Raw genomic sequence first — 18305 nt, forward strand, 5'->3', positions numbered from 1 at the left:
CCGCGGCGAAGGGGGCCAGGAAGCGGCGCTCCGGCGACCAGTCAGCGATGGCGAAAACCACTGACTGGAAGGCGCCGGCCTGTTCCTGGAGCGCCTCATGGAAGATGGCCGCGATGCGGGCCGGGTCGTTACCGTAGGTCCTGCAGCCCCAGGCGCCGAGGACCAGCCCGGTGTAGCCGAAAGCGCGCGCGATGGCCAACACGCGGCGGATGCGGGGCTGCATCTGGTCGGCAGCGGCCTCCTGGCCCAGCTTGGGCGCGTAGGGCGCGGCACAGGTCAGGATACCGAGCGGCCAGGGCTGATCCAGCGGCGTGCCGTCATCGGCGCGGAAGATCGGCACGTCCGGGGAGAGGATCGCCCAGTCAGTCGAGTCCGGCAGGGGTCTCGCGGCGTGAGCCGTGTACATGGGATCGCCGGCCAGGGTGGCGAAGAGCGCGCTGGAGCGGCACAGCAGACTTTCCTGACCCCGGTTGCCTTGCTGGAAGCCGCCGCCGGGGTGGAGTCCGTTGGCGAAATTGAGTACCAGCACGCGCCGGGCCGTCGCCGTGAGGCGCCGCGCGGTGGCGAGCGTGCTCTCGTTGACGACCTGGACTTGGGTGACGGTGAACCCCAGCGGCCCCTCCTGGGGCAGAACGGCATCCGCCGACAGGCTGAGTTTGGCAGCGACGGCCGCGGCCACGGCGGCACCCCAGTGCACGGGCTGCACGGCCGCGTTCGGATAGGTCCCCGCCGCAATCGCGGCCAGTGCCGACTGTCCCAGGGCCGCGGCCTGTTCGCGCGGGATCTTGCTCAGCGTGCGGCAGCGTTCGGCGCGTTCCGGGCCGTCCTGACAGGGGAGATACGCCAACCGGGCGGCATCGCGTTGCGCCGGTCCCGCCTGATCCCGGATGCGCTCCCCGCGCGCTCCGCGGCCACGCAGGACATTGCCCGATCCATAGACGGCCTCCTTGGCGCCCCGGCTGCCCAGGGCCTGGCGATGGCGCTCGACCTCGGACTCCAGCGCGGCGGCCAGATCCAACAGCACCGGGTCTTTGCCGCCATAGTCGCGAATCCGCTTGGCGGCATCGCGCAGGATCGTGCGTGCCCGCTTGAGATCGCCCTCGCGGTTGGCCGACGCGGTGTCGTAACGTGCCTGATGGGCCAGGTGCTCGGCGACCCGACGCTCGACCTCGACCTGGCGGGGCTGGGACTTGCGGGCGGCATCGTCGACCCAGGTCCAGCGGAAGTCGGCCGCAGCCAGGGAGCGGTCGCCGTCGTTGACCTGCACTCGCAGCGGGCAATCGGCGTTCATGGCGCCCGGCGGGAAGCGGACGCTGACCAGCAGGTCGAGTACCTGTCCGCTCACCAGGTCGCCGGGATGGATGCTGAGGGCATGGTCCCCGGTCTTGGTACGCCAGGCGCCCAGGGCCTTCACCTTAAGGCTCCCGTCCCATGACAGGTGCACGTGGGGATCGGCGCAGACCACGGCGAGTGCGTCCCCGAGTTCTCGCCCGATGACGCCCGCGATATCCTCGGCACTGGCGATGTCATGGAAGGCACCACCGCCGGCATCCGCCAGCGGCCCGAGCAGTGACTCGTTGTAGTCGTCGCCGACGCCGAAGGTGCTGGTACGGACGCCAAGCGCAAGCAGTTGCGCAGCGTGAACGGCAAGCTCAGCGGGATCGACGATGCCGACATTGGCCTGACCGTCAGTGAGCACGAAGCAGCGGCGCAGACGCTCGTTCGGGGGCTCGCGGCCGATCAGACCGCAGGCGGTAAGCCAACCCTCGCCAAGATTGGTGGTCCCGCGAGGACCAACTTGGCTGAGTGCCGCGCTGGCCGCGGTCCGGACATCGGCACCCGCATGAGTCAGTGGCAGGACGGTCTTGATGCGGTCGTCGAAGACCACCAAGGCGATCCGGTCACGGGGTCCGAGACGGTCGATAGCCGCCAGGGCGGTCTCACGGGCGCGCGGCCACTTGTCACCGCCCATCGACCCCGAGCGGTCGAGCGCCAAGGCCAGGTCGACCGGGGCGCGCTCGCCGCTGAGGCGCGGGACGCGCAGTCGCAGGTGCAGAAAGCGTTCGCTCAGACCGGCCGCGCGGATCAGTCGGCGGTCGGTGTCCAGCGTGAGCCCCAGCCGGTCGCGGGCCTCAGGGTTCGGCGCGTCGGCGCCGTCAGCGTCGGCCGTGATCCGGACGTTTCCGACGACGACGCGTGACAGGCTCTCGGCAATGGCGGACATGGGCGTCTCCTTCAGGTTGTCGTAGCGGCGGACGGGGACTGCTGGGGTCGGCGCCTGCCCGGTTGGGTCTTGGTGGGTGGAGTCCTGGTCAGGGCGCGGTGCTGAACAGCCGCTCCGCCTGCTCCAGCAGGGCGTCGAGCCGACGCTGGTCGGCGCGGGCGAGCGGTCGACGCACATGCAACTCGATATCCGGGTGCAGGGTGATGCGCTCCCACGTGCTGCGGTGCGGTGGCCGTGCGATCGGCGGTGGTGCAGGCGCGGCCGCGGGTTCCGGTCGCGCGGCACCGGCGGGCGGTTCGCCATGCCGGGCGGGCTTGCCCAACACCTGGCGCACATAGTCGTAGGCCGTCGCGGGAGCATCCGGCACGGCGCCCGGTTCGACCAGCGCCGCGGCCACACCGGCATCATCGAGGGCCTCCAACTGCGCCCGAATCGTGGCCAGCGGCTGGTGGGCCTCCTGCAAGCGCCGGATCAGCCGCAGGCGGTCGCGGTGGCCGGCGCCATAGCTCGCGGCCGGCCCCCGCCCCGCCGACGCCGGCAGCAGTTTCTCCGCCAGGTAGTAGCGGATGGTGCGCACGGGGACGCCGGTCTCGCGGCTGAGGGTGTTGATGTCGAGTGGGTCAGTCATGGGCTTAACTATACATCAAACAGTGGCACTGTCAATATATCGACAGGCGAGATACTGCAAGACCAAGGAGGGCGGTTCGTGCCCGGTCGGGGCTGTTTCGCAGTATGGTGAAAGGGGCTGACCTGCTCTGGTGCGATCTCAGGTCGAGACTCTCGGCACTGGCCCTGAACGGCCTGACCGCGGACGACCTGGTCCACCACGGCGGCGCCCGCAACGAGTAAGATGAATGTCCCCCATGGGAGCGGCGTCCCGCCGCGATGGGTGCTGCGGAGACCTCGAACGGTAGGGCTAAGCGCCCGGCCCCATCGCGGCGGGACGCCGCTCCCACAGGGTCGCTGCGCGACTTTCATCGTCAAGCCTCGACATCTTATACGACGCCCGAACACGGGTCACAACGATGATAAACGCCTGCGAGAGCATCCTTGGCGCTGCGATAAACTCGATTACGACCAAGACACCAAAGGCGGTCCCTAATGGACAAACCGCGCCATCACGGTGATCCCGCGTGGCATTGATCACCGTCGGACCCTTCAACCGCGTCGAAGGGGACCTGGAGGTCCGGCTTGAGATCACCGACGGGCAGGTCACCCAAGCCTGGGCCAACGCGCCGCTGTACCGGGGCTTCGAGCAGATCCTGCAAGGCAAGGACCCGCGCGACGCCCTGGTGCTGACCCCGCGCCTGTGCGGCATCTGCTCCGTCTCCCAGTCCATGGCCGCCGCCTACGCCCTGGCCGATGCGCAGAACCTGCAAATGCCGCCCAACGGCGACCTGGCCACCAATCTCATGCTGGCTGCCGAGAACCTGGCCGATCATCTCACCCATTTCTATCTTTTCTTCATGCCGGACTTCGCGCGCGCGGTCTATGCCGCCGAGCCCTGGTACGGACCAGCGGCGGCACGCTTCCGCGCCCATACCGGGACAGCCGCCCGCGAGTGGCCGCCCGCACGCGCGCAATTCCTGCACCTGATGGGCCTCCTGGCCGGCAAGTGGCCGCACTCGCTGAGCCTGCAACCGGGCGGCTCCGCCCGGCCGATCCAGGCCCAGGAGCGGCTGCGGCTGCTGGCCATCCTCGGTGCCTTCCGCCGGTTCCTGGAGACCCGGACCTTCGGCGACACCCTCGACGCCATCGTCGCCCTGGACAGCGGCGCGGCCCTGGGACGCTGGACTGCCGCCCGGCCGCCGCACAGCAGCGACTTCAGACATTTCCTGCACTGTTCGCACCAGCTCGGCCTGGATCGGCTCGGCCGTGCGACCGACCGCTTCATGAGCTTCGGGAACTATCTGATCGGCGCCCGGCGGCTCTTGCGCTACGGCCTGTGGGACCACCAGGGCCCCCGGCACCTGGATCTCGCGACCATCACCGAAGATCTGAGCCACAGCCGGATGCTGGGCGGCGAGGCGCCCCTGCATCCGTCCCAGGGGGTCACTCTGCCGGACTTGGACCGTCCGGATGGCTACACCTGGTGCAAGGCGCCGCGTCTGGATGGGCAGGTGGTCGAGGTCGGCGCCCTGGCCCGCCAGATGGTCGACGGGCATCCCCTGATCCGCGATCTGGTGGCACACAGTGGCGGCAATGTGCAGAATCGCGTGATCGCACGCCTGCTGGAAACGGCCCGGGTGACTCTGGCCATGGACGACTGGATACGTCGGCTGGTGCCGGGCGAACCCTTCTGCAGCCACGGCGAATTGCCCGATGAGGCGGAGGGCGCCGGTCTGGTGGAGGCCGCCCGCGGCAGCCTGGGTCACTGGCTGCGGGTGCGCAAGGGGCGCATCCACACCTATCAGATCATCGCCCCCACCACCTGGAATTTCTCACCCCGCGACCGGGGGAACATCCCCGGCGCGCTCGAACAAGCCCTGGTCGGCGCCCCGGTGCGCCCAGGGGAACGCACCCCCATCAGCGTCCAACATATCGTGCGGTCATTCGATCCCTGCATGGTCTGTACCGTGCATTGAGGAGGCCACATCCGACACGGCCGTTATGGCAGTCCGGATGCCGACAAGGCCCCATTCAGCGCTTTGTGCGGCCGCGCCCTCAACCCGCCTCGGCGACCCCACCCTTGCGATACGCTTCCGCCTCCTCGGCGGTCAGCGGACGCGCCTCTTCTTCGAGCATCACCGGGATATCGTCGCGCACCGGATAGGCCAGACGGCCGGAACACGAGATCAGCTCCGAGCGCGCCTTGTCATAAATCAGCGGCCCCTTGGTCACGGGGCACACCAGTATCTCCAGCAGATTCTTGTCCAGCATACGGATTCTCCAGATGTTCTTGAGGTCGAAAGGGATTGCGCGGGGCCGCTCCGCGCGGCCGACCCAGCGCCAAGCGGCGATGATGGACTCAGGGCGCGGTCGCGGTAAAGCGCGGGGTGATGGCGTCCTCGCGGCGGCCGCGATCGTCGTTGCGGCCGTAGGGGCGGGCTTCAAACCCGCCCCTACACCGAGAGACTGACACTGGTGGCGAATTCTCCCGACCGCGGAGCCTGGAAAGAACGTATCTCGCGCCAAGGCGCCAAGCACGCCAAGAAAAGCGCAATCCTGCGGTGACCCCCGTCACCCCGCGAGCGCCTCCGGTTTCGATAGCGCTTGAAGAACCTTGGCGTCTTGGCGCCTTGGCGTGAGACATTCCGGAACTGAGTCAAGCCGGTGCGGCGGATACGCCCGTTTGAGCGCAATTCGCCACCAGTGTCAGGGACTGTCCGGATATCAGGTACGACGGCTCTACGCGCCCGACTCCGCCACCGCCAGCGCGCTATGCCGGCGCGAGTACGCGAAGTAGATGACCAACCCCAGCAGCAACCACAGACCGAAGCGCAGCCAGGTGATCAGCGGCAGTTGCAACGCCAGGTACAGACAGGCGGCGGCGCCGAGCAGCGGGATCAGCGGCGACCAGGGAGTGCGGAAGGGGCGCGGCAGGTCCGGATGGGTATAACGCAGCCAGATCACGCCCAGGCACACCAGAAAGAACGCGGCCAGGGTGCCGATATTGACCAACTCGGCCACCTGCCCGATCGGGGTGAACCCCGCGATGGCCGCCATCAACAACCCACTGATCAGGATCACGCGGACCGGAGTCGCGGTACGCGGGTGAACCCGGGCAAAGACCGGGGGCAGGAGCCCATCGCGCGACATGGCCAGAAACACCCGTGTCAGCCCGTAATAGAGCACCAGCATCACCGTGGTCAATCCGGCAATGGCCCCGGCCGCGATCACCCCGGCCGCCCAGGGATAGCCGAGGCGCAGCATCACATCCGCCACCGGTGAGCCGACGTTCAGCGAGGGGTAGGCGACCACCAGGGTCAGCAGTCCGGCGACCAGGATATAGATCACCGTGCACACCGCGAGCGAGACAAGAATGCCGATCGGCAGGTCACGCTGGGGATTGCGCGCCTCTTCGGCCGCGGTCGAGACCGCATCGAAGCCGATATAGGCAAAGAAAATCAGCGCTGCCCCGCCCATCACGCCGCTCCAGCCGAAAGGCATGAAGGGACTCCAGTTGGCCGGCTCCACATGGGATGCGGCGACGATGACGAACACCGCGATGGCGGACAGCTTGACCAACACCATCACCGCATTGACCCGCGCGCTTTCCCGCACCCCGATGCTCAGCAGCACACCCAGCGTCAGCACGATCAGTGCGGCCGGCAGGTTGATCCAACCGCCCTCCAGCGGACCTTGCTGCAGGACCAGAGGGAGCGCCAGCCCGACCGCCTCCAGTGCATTATCGGCATAGGCCGACCAGCCGATGGCGACCGCCGAGGTCGCGACCGAATATTCCAGGATCAGGTCCCAGCCGATCATCCAGGCCACGATCTCGCCCAGGCCCGCGTAACTGTAGCCATAGGCACTGCCGCAGCCGCCGATGGACGCGGCCAGTTCCGCGTAGGCCAGGGCGCTGAAGGCACAGGCCGTTCCCGCCACCAGATAGGACAGGATGATGGCCGGTCCGGCCTGAGTCGCCGCGGCCACCCCGGTCAGCACGAAGATGCCGGCGCCGATGATGGCACCGATCCCGAGCAGGGTCAGGTCCACCGGACCGAGCACCGGGCGCAGCGCCGGCCCGCCCAGGCTGTGATCCGCGTTGATCGATTTGGTCCGCAGCAGTCCCGACAGTCGCATACGACCTCCGACAAAATGCACCTGAACACCGGATGAAGCACGTTTAGCCGCGCATGAACGCGCGTAAACGCGATGGGATGATCGCATACCTCGATTCCCGCATGGTTGAGCGGACCAGGCCGATCCTGTCGGCGATTATCGCGGTTTCTCGGCGCAAGCACAGTTCGCTATTGGGGACTTCGTTGTTCCCGCCGCAAAAAGACTGGATATCGAGGCTTGACCGTGAAAGTCGCGCTGCGACCCTGTGGGAGCGGCGTCCCGCCGCGACGGGGCCGGGCGCGTCGCCGAAGCGTTAGAGGTCACCGCGGCACCGCATCGCGGCGGGACGCCGCTCCCACGAGGGACATTCATCTTCGTGGGTGGCTGATGCTCCTTTCAGCGCTGACAGCCCGGTTCAGTTAGGGTCATGCTCATGGCCGAAACACGCCTGATAATCGACGCAGTCCGCACAATTGGGCGACTTGCAGATCGGCACCTCGGCACGCTCGCACAGTTGACGGTAGAAAAACTTCTTCCATTTCATATCCCCGACGTTGCGCTTTGCCAGCTCCGGAAAGTGCTCCGTCATCAGTCGGGTCAACAAGGGCCGGTTCGGCAGCCCCATATCCTGCCACAGGTGATTGTCGCGCATGGCCGCGGACGCAATCGCGTGACTGAGCCAGGTGAGCCGCTCGCTCGGCTCCCGCCGGAACTCCATCAGCAGATCCAGGAGATCCTGAAGTTCGTCCAACGAGGCAGCGTCGCGGCCGGGATCGCCATTCGTCAGTTCGGTCGCCGGGAAGTAGGCGTCCAGCAGTCGGCGAAAATCCGACTCCGGCAATCCGCGGATCAATGGACACTGACCGGCGGCCAGGGCCCGTCCGATCACGCCCGCAAAGGCCAGGGTCAGCGGGTCCGTCGGGTCGCGGGCAACCCGCAGCAGGGTCTGATCACCCGGCATCGACGGATGTGCACCGACTGAGGGCGCCGCAGCCCAATCGGGCGCGGGCTCAAGGGTCGGGTCGGCAGCCGTCGTGGAAGACGTCCGCGCGGGAAGACTGACGAACCCGGTTGCTCGCGCTTGGAATTCCATGGGGTCTTGACCTCAATGACGTTGGTTGTTGGCCGCCCCGCGACAGCGGCTGACCGGGCGCACTGCGCGCGCAAACCGCACCGTGCTCAGGTGCGACAACACCGTACGCGACGCAACCACCAGCGCATCGCTGTACGCGTGTTGCAGGACGCCGCGGCGGTCAGTCGCCGACCGCAGCCGACCAAAAACGATACAAGAATCAAACCAGGTGTGCGACGAATGCTTGATTTCCGTTCTGGATCAGCAGCGCTATCCTGGTTGGGATTGGCTCTCTTTCCAGCGATCCCAGCGCTTTGCTTGCGCCGACGCTTGGACAGCCCTCGGTTCTGGAAAGCGAAAAGAGTGAGGTTGGAAAGGAGACGATTCCGGCAAGTACGAGCGGGTCGAGGCCGGCCGGCGGCCGGTTGGCCAGATGCAGTAGCGCGTCCATGAGCTCGGCGCACAGTTTCGGCGCCGGGGGCACGTATGACACGCCCGCAGGACCGGGAATGCCGCCTTTTTGGAGCCGGTTTTGCTCGGTGCGGAACGCAGAGGCCAGCGCCAGTGGGTTGTTGACCACGGCATTGTGGAGATCGACCACCCGGCGTACCAGGGAAGACCGGCGCACCCAATCGGTCCGCCACCCAGGCGTAGCCGACCGGGCCGGTCGGGGTCCGCGGGGGATGCAGGGGGCTGTTCATGACTCAGTCACGGCGATCGGAACGGAATTTTCTTGACAGGGCCAAACTTTTATTCAGTCGGGCACCTCGCGCAAGGTTTTTCTTCAGTCCGACCCGGCTTATCCGTCGAGCGATATGCAATGTGGATTGCAGCCGCGCGGTCAGCCTCCGGGTCCGGGAGGACGGACGGGGGCACTCGCCATCCGGAGCAGCAACCTCAGTTGTCCACCCCAACGATGACACTGGAGGCCGGGAAGATGGCGCAGGCTGGGGTGTGCTCGGCGATTGCCAGGCGGTCGAGCAGATCCGCGGCGATCACCCCGCGGACCGTGACACCGGACGGCATGGCGATGACGACCTCGGCCGGCCCGTCACCGCGGGTGATGCGCTGAACCAGGCCGCACAGGGTATTGGTGCCGGGCCGGGCCTGCGGGTCCGGCTCGCGGCCGATGCCGACGGCAACCGCCTTGATCAGCGCCCAGACCGCGCGTCCGGGGCGCAGGCTCAGGGCTTCGACGCTCTCGTTGGTGACCCCGGCGCTGAGACGGTCGCCGCCCTGAATCTCGATCTCGATCTGCGCATCCACGGTGCGCGCGGTCACCGCGACGATCCGGCCGAACAACTGGTTACGGGCGCTGGTGCGCATGGCGAGGCGCCGCAGCAGGTCGAGCGCCGCGCCCGAGTCGCCCATGGCCGCGTTGATGCCGTCCAGAAAGCGCCGGTACTCGCCGGCAATGGTGCGATAGGCCGCGATCAGGCGCCGGCCCTCGTCGGTCAGCCGGGCCCCGCCGCCGCCGCGGCCGCCGGTGGCGGTCTCCACCAAGGGCTTGGGGGAGGCGTTGTTGATCGCGTCCACGGCGTCCCAGGCGGCCTTGTAGCTGACGCCGACACCCTTGGCCGCCTGGGTGATGGAACCGCGTTCACCGATCTGCTCTAGGAGAGCGATGCGTTCTTCCCCAAGGAAAGCAACATCATTTACGTCGAGCCAAAACGCGCCGTCGACCCGCAGCGGGCGCTCGCTCTTCCGGGACTTGTGCGGCGTGCTCACTCAGGTGCTGCCTCTTATAAATATTAATTAAATCATATAACTGACCCCATAATCCGCGACCATGTTACGCCTCATCCGAACGGTCTACAAGGCGCTGCAACGGGCGCCGGCAATTCCACATTTGGGCAGCATCGCGCGACCCCTAGGTGGATGCGGCGCGCGCGACCGACGTGCCGGGTCTATGACACCGAGCGGCGCGCCTTATCCACCCTACAGCGGAGCTGGTTTCGTAGGGTGGATAAGCGCAGCGCATCCACCATCAGCCGCGCTGCCGACGGCGGCCTGCGCCGATCCAGCGTGAGGACGGGAGGCAATGCTATAGTTTCGCTGTAACCAAATCCCAAGCAATCCGGAGGACAGTCCCATGGCGGCGAAAACGATATTGATGCTGGTCGGTGACTTCGTCGAGGACTACGAGGCGATGGTCCCTTTCCAGATGCTGCAGATGGTCGGACACAAGGTCCACACGGTTTGTCCCGATAAGCAGCCGGGCGACCGGGTCCGCACCGCTATCCACGACTTCGAGGGCGACCAGACCTACAGCGAGAAACCTGGACACCTGTTCGCGATCAATACGGACTTCTCGCTGGTCGATCCGGCACGGTATGACGCACTCGTCATCCCCGGCGGCCGTGCCCCCGAATATTTGCGGCTGAACCCACGAGTCATTGAAATCGTGCGTCATTTCGCCGCCGCCGACAAGCCGATTGCCTCGGTCTGCCATGGCCAACAGATCCTCGCCGCGGCCGGGGTCCTGGACGGCAAGCGCTGTACCGCCTACCCGGCCGTGCGCCCCGACGTAGAGCGCGCCGGTGCGCTCTGGTGCGAGGTCAACGAGACCTTCTCCAACGCCTATACGGACGGCCGCCTGGTCACCGCCCCGGCCTGGCCGGCCCACCCCGAGTGGATGCGCAAGTTCCTGGAGGTCCTGGGCACGCGTATCGAGACCTGATTTGGATCACCAAGTTTTCGTCTATGGCACCCTGCTGCGCGGTGAGGTCAACCACCACTTGCTCGACAACTGCACCTGGCTTGGCCTGCACCGCACCGCACCCTGCTTCACCCTGCTGCGCGTCGGCGCCTATCCGGGCGCGGTGCGGGGCGGCAGCGCGATCCTGGGCGAGGTCTTTCGCATCGACACCGCCGGACTCGGTCGGCTCGACCGGCTGGAGGAATACCCCAGACTCTACGACCGCCAATTGATCGCGACCCCCTATGGCCGCGCCTGGATCTATCTCTACCGTGGCCGGCGCCGCCATCGTCAGGTGATCCCGGGCGGCGATTGGCGCACCTTCGCCGCCGACCCCAACTCCTACCGTGCGGCTGGTGTGCGCGGCACCCGCGACGCCAAGAACCGCCCCCGCCGACCAGCCGCGGCCATGCCCCAGGTCACCGCGCCACTGTCGGCGGGTGTTGAAGACGCGACACACCGCAACACCAAGCCAACAGAATGAAGTTCTTTCAGTGTTTCGGTGAGGCGCCGGTGTGGGTCGCCGGCGCCTCGCCCCTGGTCGGCCGCGTGTTCGACAGTCTGCGCCGCGCGGGGCGGCGTGTCCGCGTCGTCGCCCTCGCCGAGCTGGCCGATCTCAAACCAGGCGCCTGCCGGACCCTGATCCTGGCCGATCCGCCGGCACCGGGACGCCTGGTCGCCGGCCTGATCCAACGCCTGGGTGGCAGCCGCGGACGCGGTCGCCGGACCGCCCCGCTGCGGCTGATCCTCATGGTTCAGGCCGACCCGCCGCCGCCCTTGCCGGATCTGGACCCCGCCGGACCGATCTCGCTGGAGACCTTCGCCATCGAAGATCGGGCCGCGCGGGTGCTGCTGGAGCGCTGGCCCCTGCACTGCGGTCTGGACCCCTGCTTCGACCAGCGCCCTCACCTGCTGGTCGCCGGGTTCGCGCCCCCGGCGCGCGCTCTGGTGGTCCAGGCGCTGCGGCTGATCCCCTACGGCGAGGAGCGGCCCGCGATTACCATCACCGGCATTGACCCCGCTGTCCAGGCACGTTTTGCCGGTGCCTATCCGCAGGCCGGCCAGGTGGCTGACCTGCGCTGGATCGGTGCGGACCTGGGAGGGCTCGCCGCACTGCCGCCGGTCACCCAAGTCCTGGTGTGCGCCGGACCGGACGACGCCATCGCTCTCGCCCAGCGGCTCGCCGCGGATCAGGGGGTTTCCCCGCCGATCCTGCTGGAGGTCGGGGACGCGATCCCGGACGGCACCCTGGCGGACTGGGACGGGCAGACCTTTCCCTTTTCCTATCTCACCGAGGCCTGCCGCCCCCAGGTGCTCCTGGACGGTCGCGGCGACGCGCTCGCCCAGAGCATCCACGAACACTACACCGACAGCATTGCCGCTCAGGGACGCGATCCGGAGCGCGAGCCCGCCGGCCGACCCTGGCCCGCACTGACCGCCTCCTATCGGGAGGCCAATCGGCATCAGGCAGATCATATTTGGGCAAAACTCGCCGTGATGGACTGCCGCGCCGTGCCCGAAGAACGGGGCGGGTCCTTTGCCTTCGCTCCATTGGAGGCCGAGCGGCTGGCGGTCATCGAGCATCTGCGCTGGGCCGCGGATCGCCACCTGGACGGCTGGAGCTATGCCCCGGTGCGTGATAACGCCCGTAAACACCACCCGCAATTGATCCCCTATCGGGATCTCAGCGAACCCATGAAGGATCTGGACCGGTTCGCGGTGCGCGGGGTACCGACCCTGCTCGCCCGCTCGGCACTCGGGGTGGTGCGCATGCTGATCCTGGGTATCACCGAACCGAACACGGCGCTCCCCGCTGATGCCCTCGCCGCTGGTGCCTTGCAGCGCTTGGCCGAGCAGGTGCTGGACCGGCTGGCCGCGCGTTATCCGGATCGTACGCTGGTATTTTCCGCCACCCTCGCCGAGCCCGGCGCACGCCTGATCACCCGTCTCGCGCTGGACCGCGTCGCGGCCGGCTTGTTCCTGCTCTGCCCGCAACCGATTGCCCACACCCTGGCCGCGCAGCCCGATGACGCTGCCCGCCATGAACTGCTGGCGCTGATTGCACGCGCGGAACGACGGATCAGCCTGCCGGCCCCCGGCGAACTGACGCGCTGGTTCGCGCGGCGTGCCGATATTCAACTGGTTGTGGGGTCCGGCCCGCTGGAGAACGCGGGGGCCAAACGCGTCCTCCTGGACCCGGTCGAGCGCCGCGTCGACTGGAATTTCGACTATTGATGAGGCGCGCGGTACCCATTGATGATGGACCTCCCGGCCACCCGACACCGCACGGTGATGAACTGCGACCCGCCCCGATGATGCGCCTCACTGACCACTTGCTCACCCGACTCGCGTGGATCGGTACGATCGGCCTGATCCTGCTCGCGCTGCTGATGACGACCTTGCGCCTGGCACTGCCGGTCACCGATCACTATCGCGACGCGATCATACAAACGCTGTCGCAGCGGCTCGGTTATCCGCTGCGGGTCGAGACGCTGACCCTGCGCCTGTCCGGTTGGTTTCCCCGGCTGGTGCTCGGCAACGCGGTGCTCACCTGCCCGGAGAACGGCAGCGACCTGCTGCGTCTTCAGGCCCTGGAACTGGACCTGGAACCCATTGCGTCGTTACGCACCGGCAAGCCCCAGATTCGCTCGCTGACCCTGGTGGGCGCACGGCTCATCATCGAGCGCAAACCGGACGGGCGGATCAGCGTGGCTGGACTCGGCGCGCTCAACACCGATGACCCGCGGGCCCTGGAACTGTTCCTGGACCAGGGACGACTCAATCTCACCGAGAGCGAGGTCCTGATTCGCGACGACGCACTGGGGAGCGAGGCGATTCGTCTCACTGATGTGCGGCTGCGTCTGCACAACACGGGGTTAACCCACCAACTGGAATTGATTGCCCAGGCACCGGCCGCGACCGCGGACTCCGGCGCGGCGCGTCCGCGCGCCACCCGCGTGCAGGTGCTCGCCGACTTGCAAGGAGACGCGCGGGACTTGGGCGGCTGGGGTGGTCGCGTCTATGTCAACCTGGCGGCAACGGATCTGGCCGCCTGGCTACCCTGGACGCTGGTCGATCCGGATCGGATTCACACCGCCGGCGTCCGGCTGGAGAGTTGGAGCCAGCTACGCGCGGGCGCGCTCACGGAAAGCATCAACCGCATCGACGTCAGCGGCCTCACGCTGACGGCCCCCGCAGCGACCCGCATGGACGCGGATCCGGCGCCAGCGCCTGCTGATTCCGCGCGCCGGTCCGCGGCGCCATCGACAGCGGTCACCCTGGAGCAACTCGGCGGTCTGATCCGCGTCGCTCCACTGGCCGACGGCTGGCAGATCGGGGTGGCCGACCTGGAACTGCGGGTCGACGGGGCCGCGCTGCACGACCTGGACCTCGACCTGCGACTGTCCGCTCAGGGCGGCCTGCGGGCCTTGGATCTGACTGCCGCAGCGCTCGAACTGGCAACCATCACCACACTGCTGCGTGCCTTGCCGTGGCAGTCCCCCCTGAACCCCGGTCTGCTCGCGGCCGTGCGCCCCCGCGGCCAAATCAAAGGTCTGGCCTTGCGGCTCGCGGTCGCGCCGGGGGGGGCGCTGACCTGGCAGGCGGCGGCCCTGGGCCATGGACTCGCCCTGGAGCAGCACGCGCGCATCCCCGGCTTCGCCGGCCTGAGCGCCCGGCTGCAGGCGGATCAAGACGGCGGCGGCCTGCAACTCGGCAGCTCCGCGCTCGACCTGGACCTGCGGCCACTGGTCGACCAACCCATTCATCTGGATCAGTTCAGCGGGTCCCTGACCTGGCGGCGCGACTCCGACGGCGTGCACGTACAAGGCCGCAATCTGGTGCTGGAGAACGTCGACCTGTCCGGGCGCGTGCGCCTCGCCCTGGACTGGCCCGCACCCGCCGCCGACCCCGCAAACGGACCCTTCCTCGACCTGCGCGCCCACCTGTCCGACGCCGATGTCGCGAAAGTCCGGCGCTATCTGCCGGTCGGCGTGATCAAACCGGAACTCACCCACTGGCTCACTCAGGCGCTGGCGGCGGGACGGGTGCCGCAAGCCGATCTGCTGGTCCGCGGCCCGCTCAAGAAATACCCGTTTCGTGAGCAGGAGGGGCGCTTCGAGTTACTGCTGGACTACCGGGATCTGGTGCTCGACTACCAGCCCGGCTGGCCGCCCATCGTCGCGTCCGCCGGGGAACTGCGGTTCCTGAATCAAGGGCTCGATATCCGGATGGACAGTGGGCGCATTTACGACACTGCCTTGAGCGAGGGACGCACTGCCATCCCGGACCTCTGGAAGCCGACGCGGATGCTGATCCACGGCGAAGGGGCTGGACCCTTCGCCGACGGCCTGCGTCTCCTCGGTGAAAGCCCGCTGGCACAACACCTGGGACCGCTCGCCCGCGTGTTCGTGGTCCAGGGCCGCTCGCAACTCGTCCTGGACCTGGACGTCCCTTTGATCAAAGGCGGACTTCTGGGCGTCGACGGGCGTCTGTCCTGGCCCGAGCCGGCCAACCTCAGCCTGACCGGCACCCCGGTGGCGCTGAGCGAACTCACCGGCGAACTGCGCTTTACCGGCAACTCACTGCACGCCGAGGCCATCCGCGCGCAGCTCTGGGGACGGCCGGTCACCGTCGCCATCGCCACCCGCAACCCGGGCGCGGCTGAATCGGCCACCACCGAAATCCGTGCGCACGCCCGGATGCCGGTCACCGAGTTGGCCGCTCGGTTCCCGACGACCGCCTGGCGCCTGGCCTCCGGCGACCTGGCCTGGGAACTGGACGTCGATCTGCGCAACGCCGGTCTCCAGGACCCCAGCCTGCCGCTGGCGCTGCGACTGCACTCGGACCTGCGCGGTCTGGGGTTGGACCTGCCGCCGCCATTCGGCAAAATCGCGGACCAGACGCGCCCCCTGGCGTTGACCGGCGCGCTGGTCCCCAGCCGCGGTCTGACCATCAAGGGAGGTCTGGAAGGACTAACCCTGGACCTCGACCTGGCCTTGGGGCCGGCCGCGCCGCGACTCGAACGCGGTCGAGTGACCTTGGGCGCGCTGCCGGACGCGGCGGCGTCAGCCACCGACCAGTCGCCGACACCAGCCAGCGGCCTGGTCATCGACGGCGCGGTTGCGCAACTGAGCCTGCCGACCTGGTCCGACTGGTGGGAGCGGGTCGCCCCGACGCTCGGCGCCCAGTCGGACTCGAACGCCGGAGCGCGCCTGGACCCGCTGTCGGTCGATCTGCGCATCGCCGCGCTGGACCTCGGCGGGGCGCAGCTCACCGACACCCGGATCCAGACCGCTCAGCCCGCCGACACGCACTGGGACCTGCGGTTGGACGCCAAGGAAGCAGCGGGGCACCTCCGTCTGCCGGTCGCCGGGGCTGCCGCCCCCTTGGATCTGGATCTGGAACGTTTGGACCTGCAGCCCCTGCTGCCCGCCGGGACGGCGGAGGATGCCGGCCCCGCAACCCCGGCCCGCCGCCTGCCCGCGGTCGATCTGCGGGTGGCGGACCTGCGCTGGGGCGAGGCCCGGCTCGGCCGGCTGAGCCTGGACCTGCGACCCGACGTGGCCGGGCTGCGCTGCCCGCGCATCCGCTTCGACGGCCTCGGCGAGACCCAAGTGACAGGAGATGCCGACTGGATGGAGAGCCCGACGGGTGGCCGCAGTCGGCTGTCCCTCGACCTCGCATCCGCGGATACCGGCCCACTGCTGCGCGCCCTGGACTATTCGGCCGGACTGAGCCCGGCCACCGTCAACGCACGCCTGCGCCTCGGCTGGCCGGGCGGTTTCGAGTCCGTCGATCTGACACGCTCCCAGGGACGGATCGAGCTGGATATCGGCCCCGGTCGGCTGCTCGCGGTCGAGCCCGGCGTCGGCCGGGTGCTCGGCTTTCTCAACCTGGGTGAGATCGGCCGCCGTCTCACGCTGGACTTCAGTGATCTCTATGAGCAAGGGTTCGTCTTCGAAAGCATCCTGGGCCGCATCGACATCGCCGACGCCCAGGCGCGACTGGAGCGCTTTGAGATCGATGGCCCGGCCAGCGATATCAGCGTCAGCGGCTTCACCGACCTGCGCGCCCGCACCTTTGATCAGACAGTCACCGTCGAACCCAGCATCGGCACCAGTGTCGCCCTGGCGAGTACCGTGGCCGGCGGCCCGGTGGTGGGGGCGGCCGTCTACCTGCTCGACCGTGTCTCCGGCGGCGCCATCGACCGTTTAGGCAGCTACCAATACCGGATGACCGGTCCCTGGGCCAAGCCGCAATTCACCCGGATCGGGTGGGAGCCGTTTGCAGGGGGCCTTGGCCCCGGCGACGGGAATGCCGGAGCGGCCGACACGCAGGGGGAGAAGACCGGCACCGCCGCGGCGGTTCGCCCGAACCCGCCGACCACCAAGCCGCGCCCAAACGATGGCAATTCCTTTCTGGAATGAACCGCGGCGTCGGCACGACGCCGCGTAACACCCACCGTCGACTCACCGCGCTCGCGCCGACCGTCGCTTATACCAGAACGCTCGTCGCCCCAGGCGTGACACAGATCTCAGATTGTGAAACGATTCGGCGAAGGCCGGTCGAAAACCGCACGACCACCCTATACATCGCATAACAAGCTGAAACGAAACGCCCGGTCGATACCATGCATCGCCTGGCGGCAACACCCGACAGCCCACTCGGGAATCGTCGCCTGAGGTCTCCGCGTCGCACCGCGACACGCACCTTGTTCAAATGACGTTCCAGCGCTTGCCCGCGCCGGTCTACCGACCACACACCAAATCCACCTGTCCGCCTGAGAGGGAACCCCGATGACTCACCGCACCACGACTGCCTGCCAACCGCCGCACCGGATCCGTGCCCTCGCCAACGCGATCCATGCCTGTCTCGGGCCAGTGCCCACCCGTCAAGTCGCATCAGCGGCCAGCCTGGCGCTGCTGCTGGCCTGTCCGCTGCCCGCGCTGGCCTCCGACTTCACCGTCGCCAACCACCACGACTCAGGCCCCGGCAGCCTGCGCCAGGCAGTGCTCGATGCCAATGCCACGCCCGGACCCGACACCATCCTGTTCGACTCCCGCGTCACCGGCACCATCCTGCTGACCTCCGGGGCGCTCACCGTCACCGATCCGCTGACCCTGGAGGGCCCTGGACAGGATGTGCTGACGATCGACGGCGGTGCGGTGTCGAGCATCTTTCAGATCGATGATTCCCTGTCCATCGCATCGCTGAAGCTGGCCAACGCGGGTGCCGACGCCATCCAGGCGTCCCTCACCCAGGGGAATGCCGTCATTGCGGTACGCGAGAGCATCATCGAAGGAAGCGCGGCCGCGGGGATCGCCGTGAGCGCGTCCTACGCGTATACGCCGTATTCGGCCATCAGTGTCGAGTCACAACTCATCGTCGAGAACAGCGTCATCACGGGCAATGCAACGTCCGGAATCTGGACGGACGCGCTGTTATTACCTCGACTTTGGCCATTTTTGCCTGAGGCCGGGCGCTGTGCACGGGTGGGCTGGACCAGGGCCGGCGGCTCCTGCGGAGGTGGCGGCAGCGGGAGACCGGCGGTATCGTCTGAAGTCGACCAAAACACCAGCCGTCAC

Annotated in this window: 12 protein-coding genes and 1 pseudogene; 6 read left to right on the top strand and 7 right to left on the bottom strand. The window is 68.0% G+C overall.

The features are described 5' to 3' along the window. Both QZY03_RS30550 and QZY03_RS30555 read right to left on the bottom strand, forming a co-directional pair. A partial coding sequence (locus QZY03_RS30550) for a TIGR02452 family protein (RefSeq protein WP_295587934.1) occupies positions 1-2224 on the bottom strand: 2224 nt, incomplete at its 3' end. Positions 2225-2312: 88 nt separating this feature from the next. Then, positions 2313-2852 carry a MerR family transcriptional regulator gene (locus QZY03_RS30555; protein WP_295587936.1) on the bottom strand — a complete coding sequence of 180 codons (540 nt, stop codon included), beginning with the start codon at positions 2850-2852 and terminating at the stop codon, positions 2313-2315. 505 nt (positions 2853-3357) lie between these two features. Between QZY03_RS30555 and QZY03_RS30560 the strand changes: the two genes are divergently transcribed. Further along, a complete protein-coding gene (locus QZY03_RS30560) occupies positions 3358-4809 on the top strand; it encodes a nickel-dependent hydrogenase large subunit (RefSeq protein ID WP_295587938.1) in 1452 nt (483 codons plus the stop codon). 79 nt (positions 4810-4888) lie between these two features. Here the strand turns inward: QZY03_RS30560 and QZY03_RS30565 are convergent, their stop codons facing one another. The 5 genes from QZY03_RS30565 to QZY03_RS30585 all read right to left on the bottom strand — a co-directional run bounded on the left by QZY03_RS30565 (position 4889) and on the right by QZY03_RS30585 (position 9749). Next, positions 4889-5104 carry a Trm112 family protein gene (locus QZY03_RS30565; protein WP_211211526.1) on the bottom strand — a complete coding sequence of 72 codons (216 nt, stop codon included), beginning with the start codon at positions 5102-5104 and terminating at the stop codon, positions 4889-4891. A gap of 468 nt (positions 5105-5572) precedes the next feature. After that, the gene (locus QZY03_RS30570; RefSeq protein ID WP_295587942.1) at positions 5573-6970 is read right to left on the bottom strand and encodes an amino acid permease; all 1398 of its coding nucleotides are present in this window, start codon (positions 6968-6970) and stop codon (positions 5573-5575) included. Positions 6971-7364: 394 nt separating this feature from the next. After that, a complete protein-coding gene (locus tag QZY03_RS30575; RefSeq protein WP_295587944.1) occupies positions 7365-8042 on the bottom strand; it encodes a nitrogen fixation protein NifQ in 678 nt (225 codons plus the stop codon). Between the two features lie 199 nt (positions 8043-8241). Beyond that, positions 8242-8622 carry a hypothetical protein gene (locus QZY03_RS30580; RefSeq protein ID WP_295587946.1) on the bottom strand — a complete coding sequence of 127 codons (381 nt, stop codon included), beginning with the start codon at positions 8620-8622 and terminating at the stop codon, positions 8242-8244. A 296-nt stretch (positions 8623-8918) separates the two neighbouring features. Next, positions 8919-9749 carry a TOBE domain-containing protein gene (locus tag QZY03_RS30585; protein ID WP_295587948.1) on the bottom strand — a complete coding sequence of 277 codons (831 nt, stop codon included), beginning with the start codon at positions 9747-9749 and terminating at the stop codon, positions 8919-8921. A gap of 364 nt (positions 9750-10113) precedes the next feature. Here QZY03_RS30585 and QZY03_RS30590 point away from each other — a divergent pair, with 364 nt between their 5' ends. The 5 genes and pseudogenes from QZY03_RS30590 to QZY03_RS30610 all read left to right on the top strand — a co-directional run. Then, positions 10114-10701, top strand: a complete 588-nt coding sequence (locus QZY03_RS30590) for a DJ-1/PfpI family protein (RefSeq protein ID WP_295587950.1) — start codon at positions 10114-10116, stop codon at positions 10699-10701. A gap of 1 nt (position 10702) precedes the next feature. After that, a complete protein-coding gene (locus tag QZY03_RS30595) occupies positions 10703-11203 on the top strand; it encodes a gamma-glutamylcyclotransferase (protein WP_295587952.1) in 501 nt (166 codons plus the stop codon). Next, positions 11200-12954: a RyR domain-containing protein gene (locus tag QZY03_RS30600; RefSeq protein ID WP_295587954.1), complete on the top strand. Its 1755-nt coding sequence runs from the start codon at positions 11200-11202 to the stop codon at positions 12952-12954. The genes QZY03_RS30595 and QZY03_RS30600 overlap by 4 nt, the downstream gene beginning before the upstream one ends. Before the next feature lie 77 nt (positions 12955-13031). Then, entirely contained in the window at positions 13032-17147 is a 4116-nt protein-coding gene (locus tag QZY03_RS30605; protein WP_295587956.1) for a YhdP family protein, read from the top strand. A 369-nt stretch (positions 17148-17516) separates the two neighbouring features. After that, a pseudogene (locus tag QZY03_RS30610) lies at positions 17517-18305 on the top strand (hypothetical protein); the annotation flags it as partial.

Origin of the sequence: uncultured Lamprocystis sp., from assembly GCF_903933125.1 — a bacterium.
In the GTDB taxonomy this organism is placed as follows: Bacteria; Pseudomonadota; Gammaproteobacteria; order Chromatiales; family Chromatiaceae; genus Thiodictyon.

Bases quoted from the DNA above. Each gene is read 5' to 3' on its own strand.
- QZY03_RS30555 (WP_295587936.1), bottom strand. From the start codon at position 2,852: ATGACTGACCCACTCGACATCAACACCCTCAGCCGCGAGACCGGCGTC.
- QZY03_RS30565 (WP_211211526.1), bottom strand. From the start codon at position 5,104: ATGCTGGACAAGAATCTGCTGGAGATACTGGTGTGCCCCGTGACCAAG.
- QZY03_RS30570 (WP_295587942.1), bottom strand. From the start codon at position 6,970: ATGCGACTGTCGGGACTGCTGCGGACCAAATCGATCAACGCGGATCAC.
- QZY03_RS30575 (WP_295587944.1), bottom strand. From the start codon at position 8,042: ATGGAATTCCAAGCGCGAGCAACCGGGTTCGTCAGTCTTCCCGCGCGG.
- QZY03_RS30590 (WP_295587950.1), top strand. From the start codon at position 10,114: ATGGCGGCGAAAACGATATTGATGCTGGTCGGTGACTTCGTCGAGGAC.
- QZY03_RS30600 (WP_295587954.1), top strand. From the start codon at position 11,200: ATGAAGTTCTTTCAGTGTTTCGGTGAGGCGCCGGTGTGGGTCGCCGGC.
- QZY03_RS30605 (WP_295587956.1), top strand. From the start codon at position 13,032: ATGATGCGCCTCACTGACCACTTGCTCACCCGACTCGCGTGGATCGGT.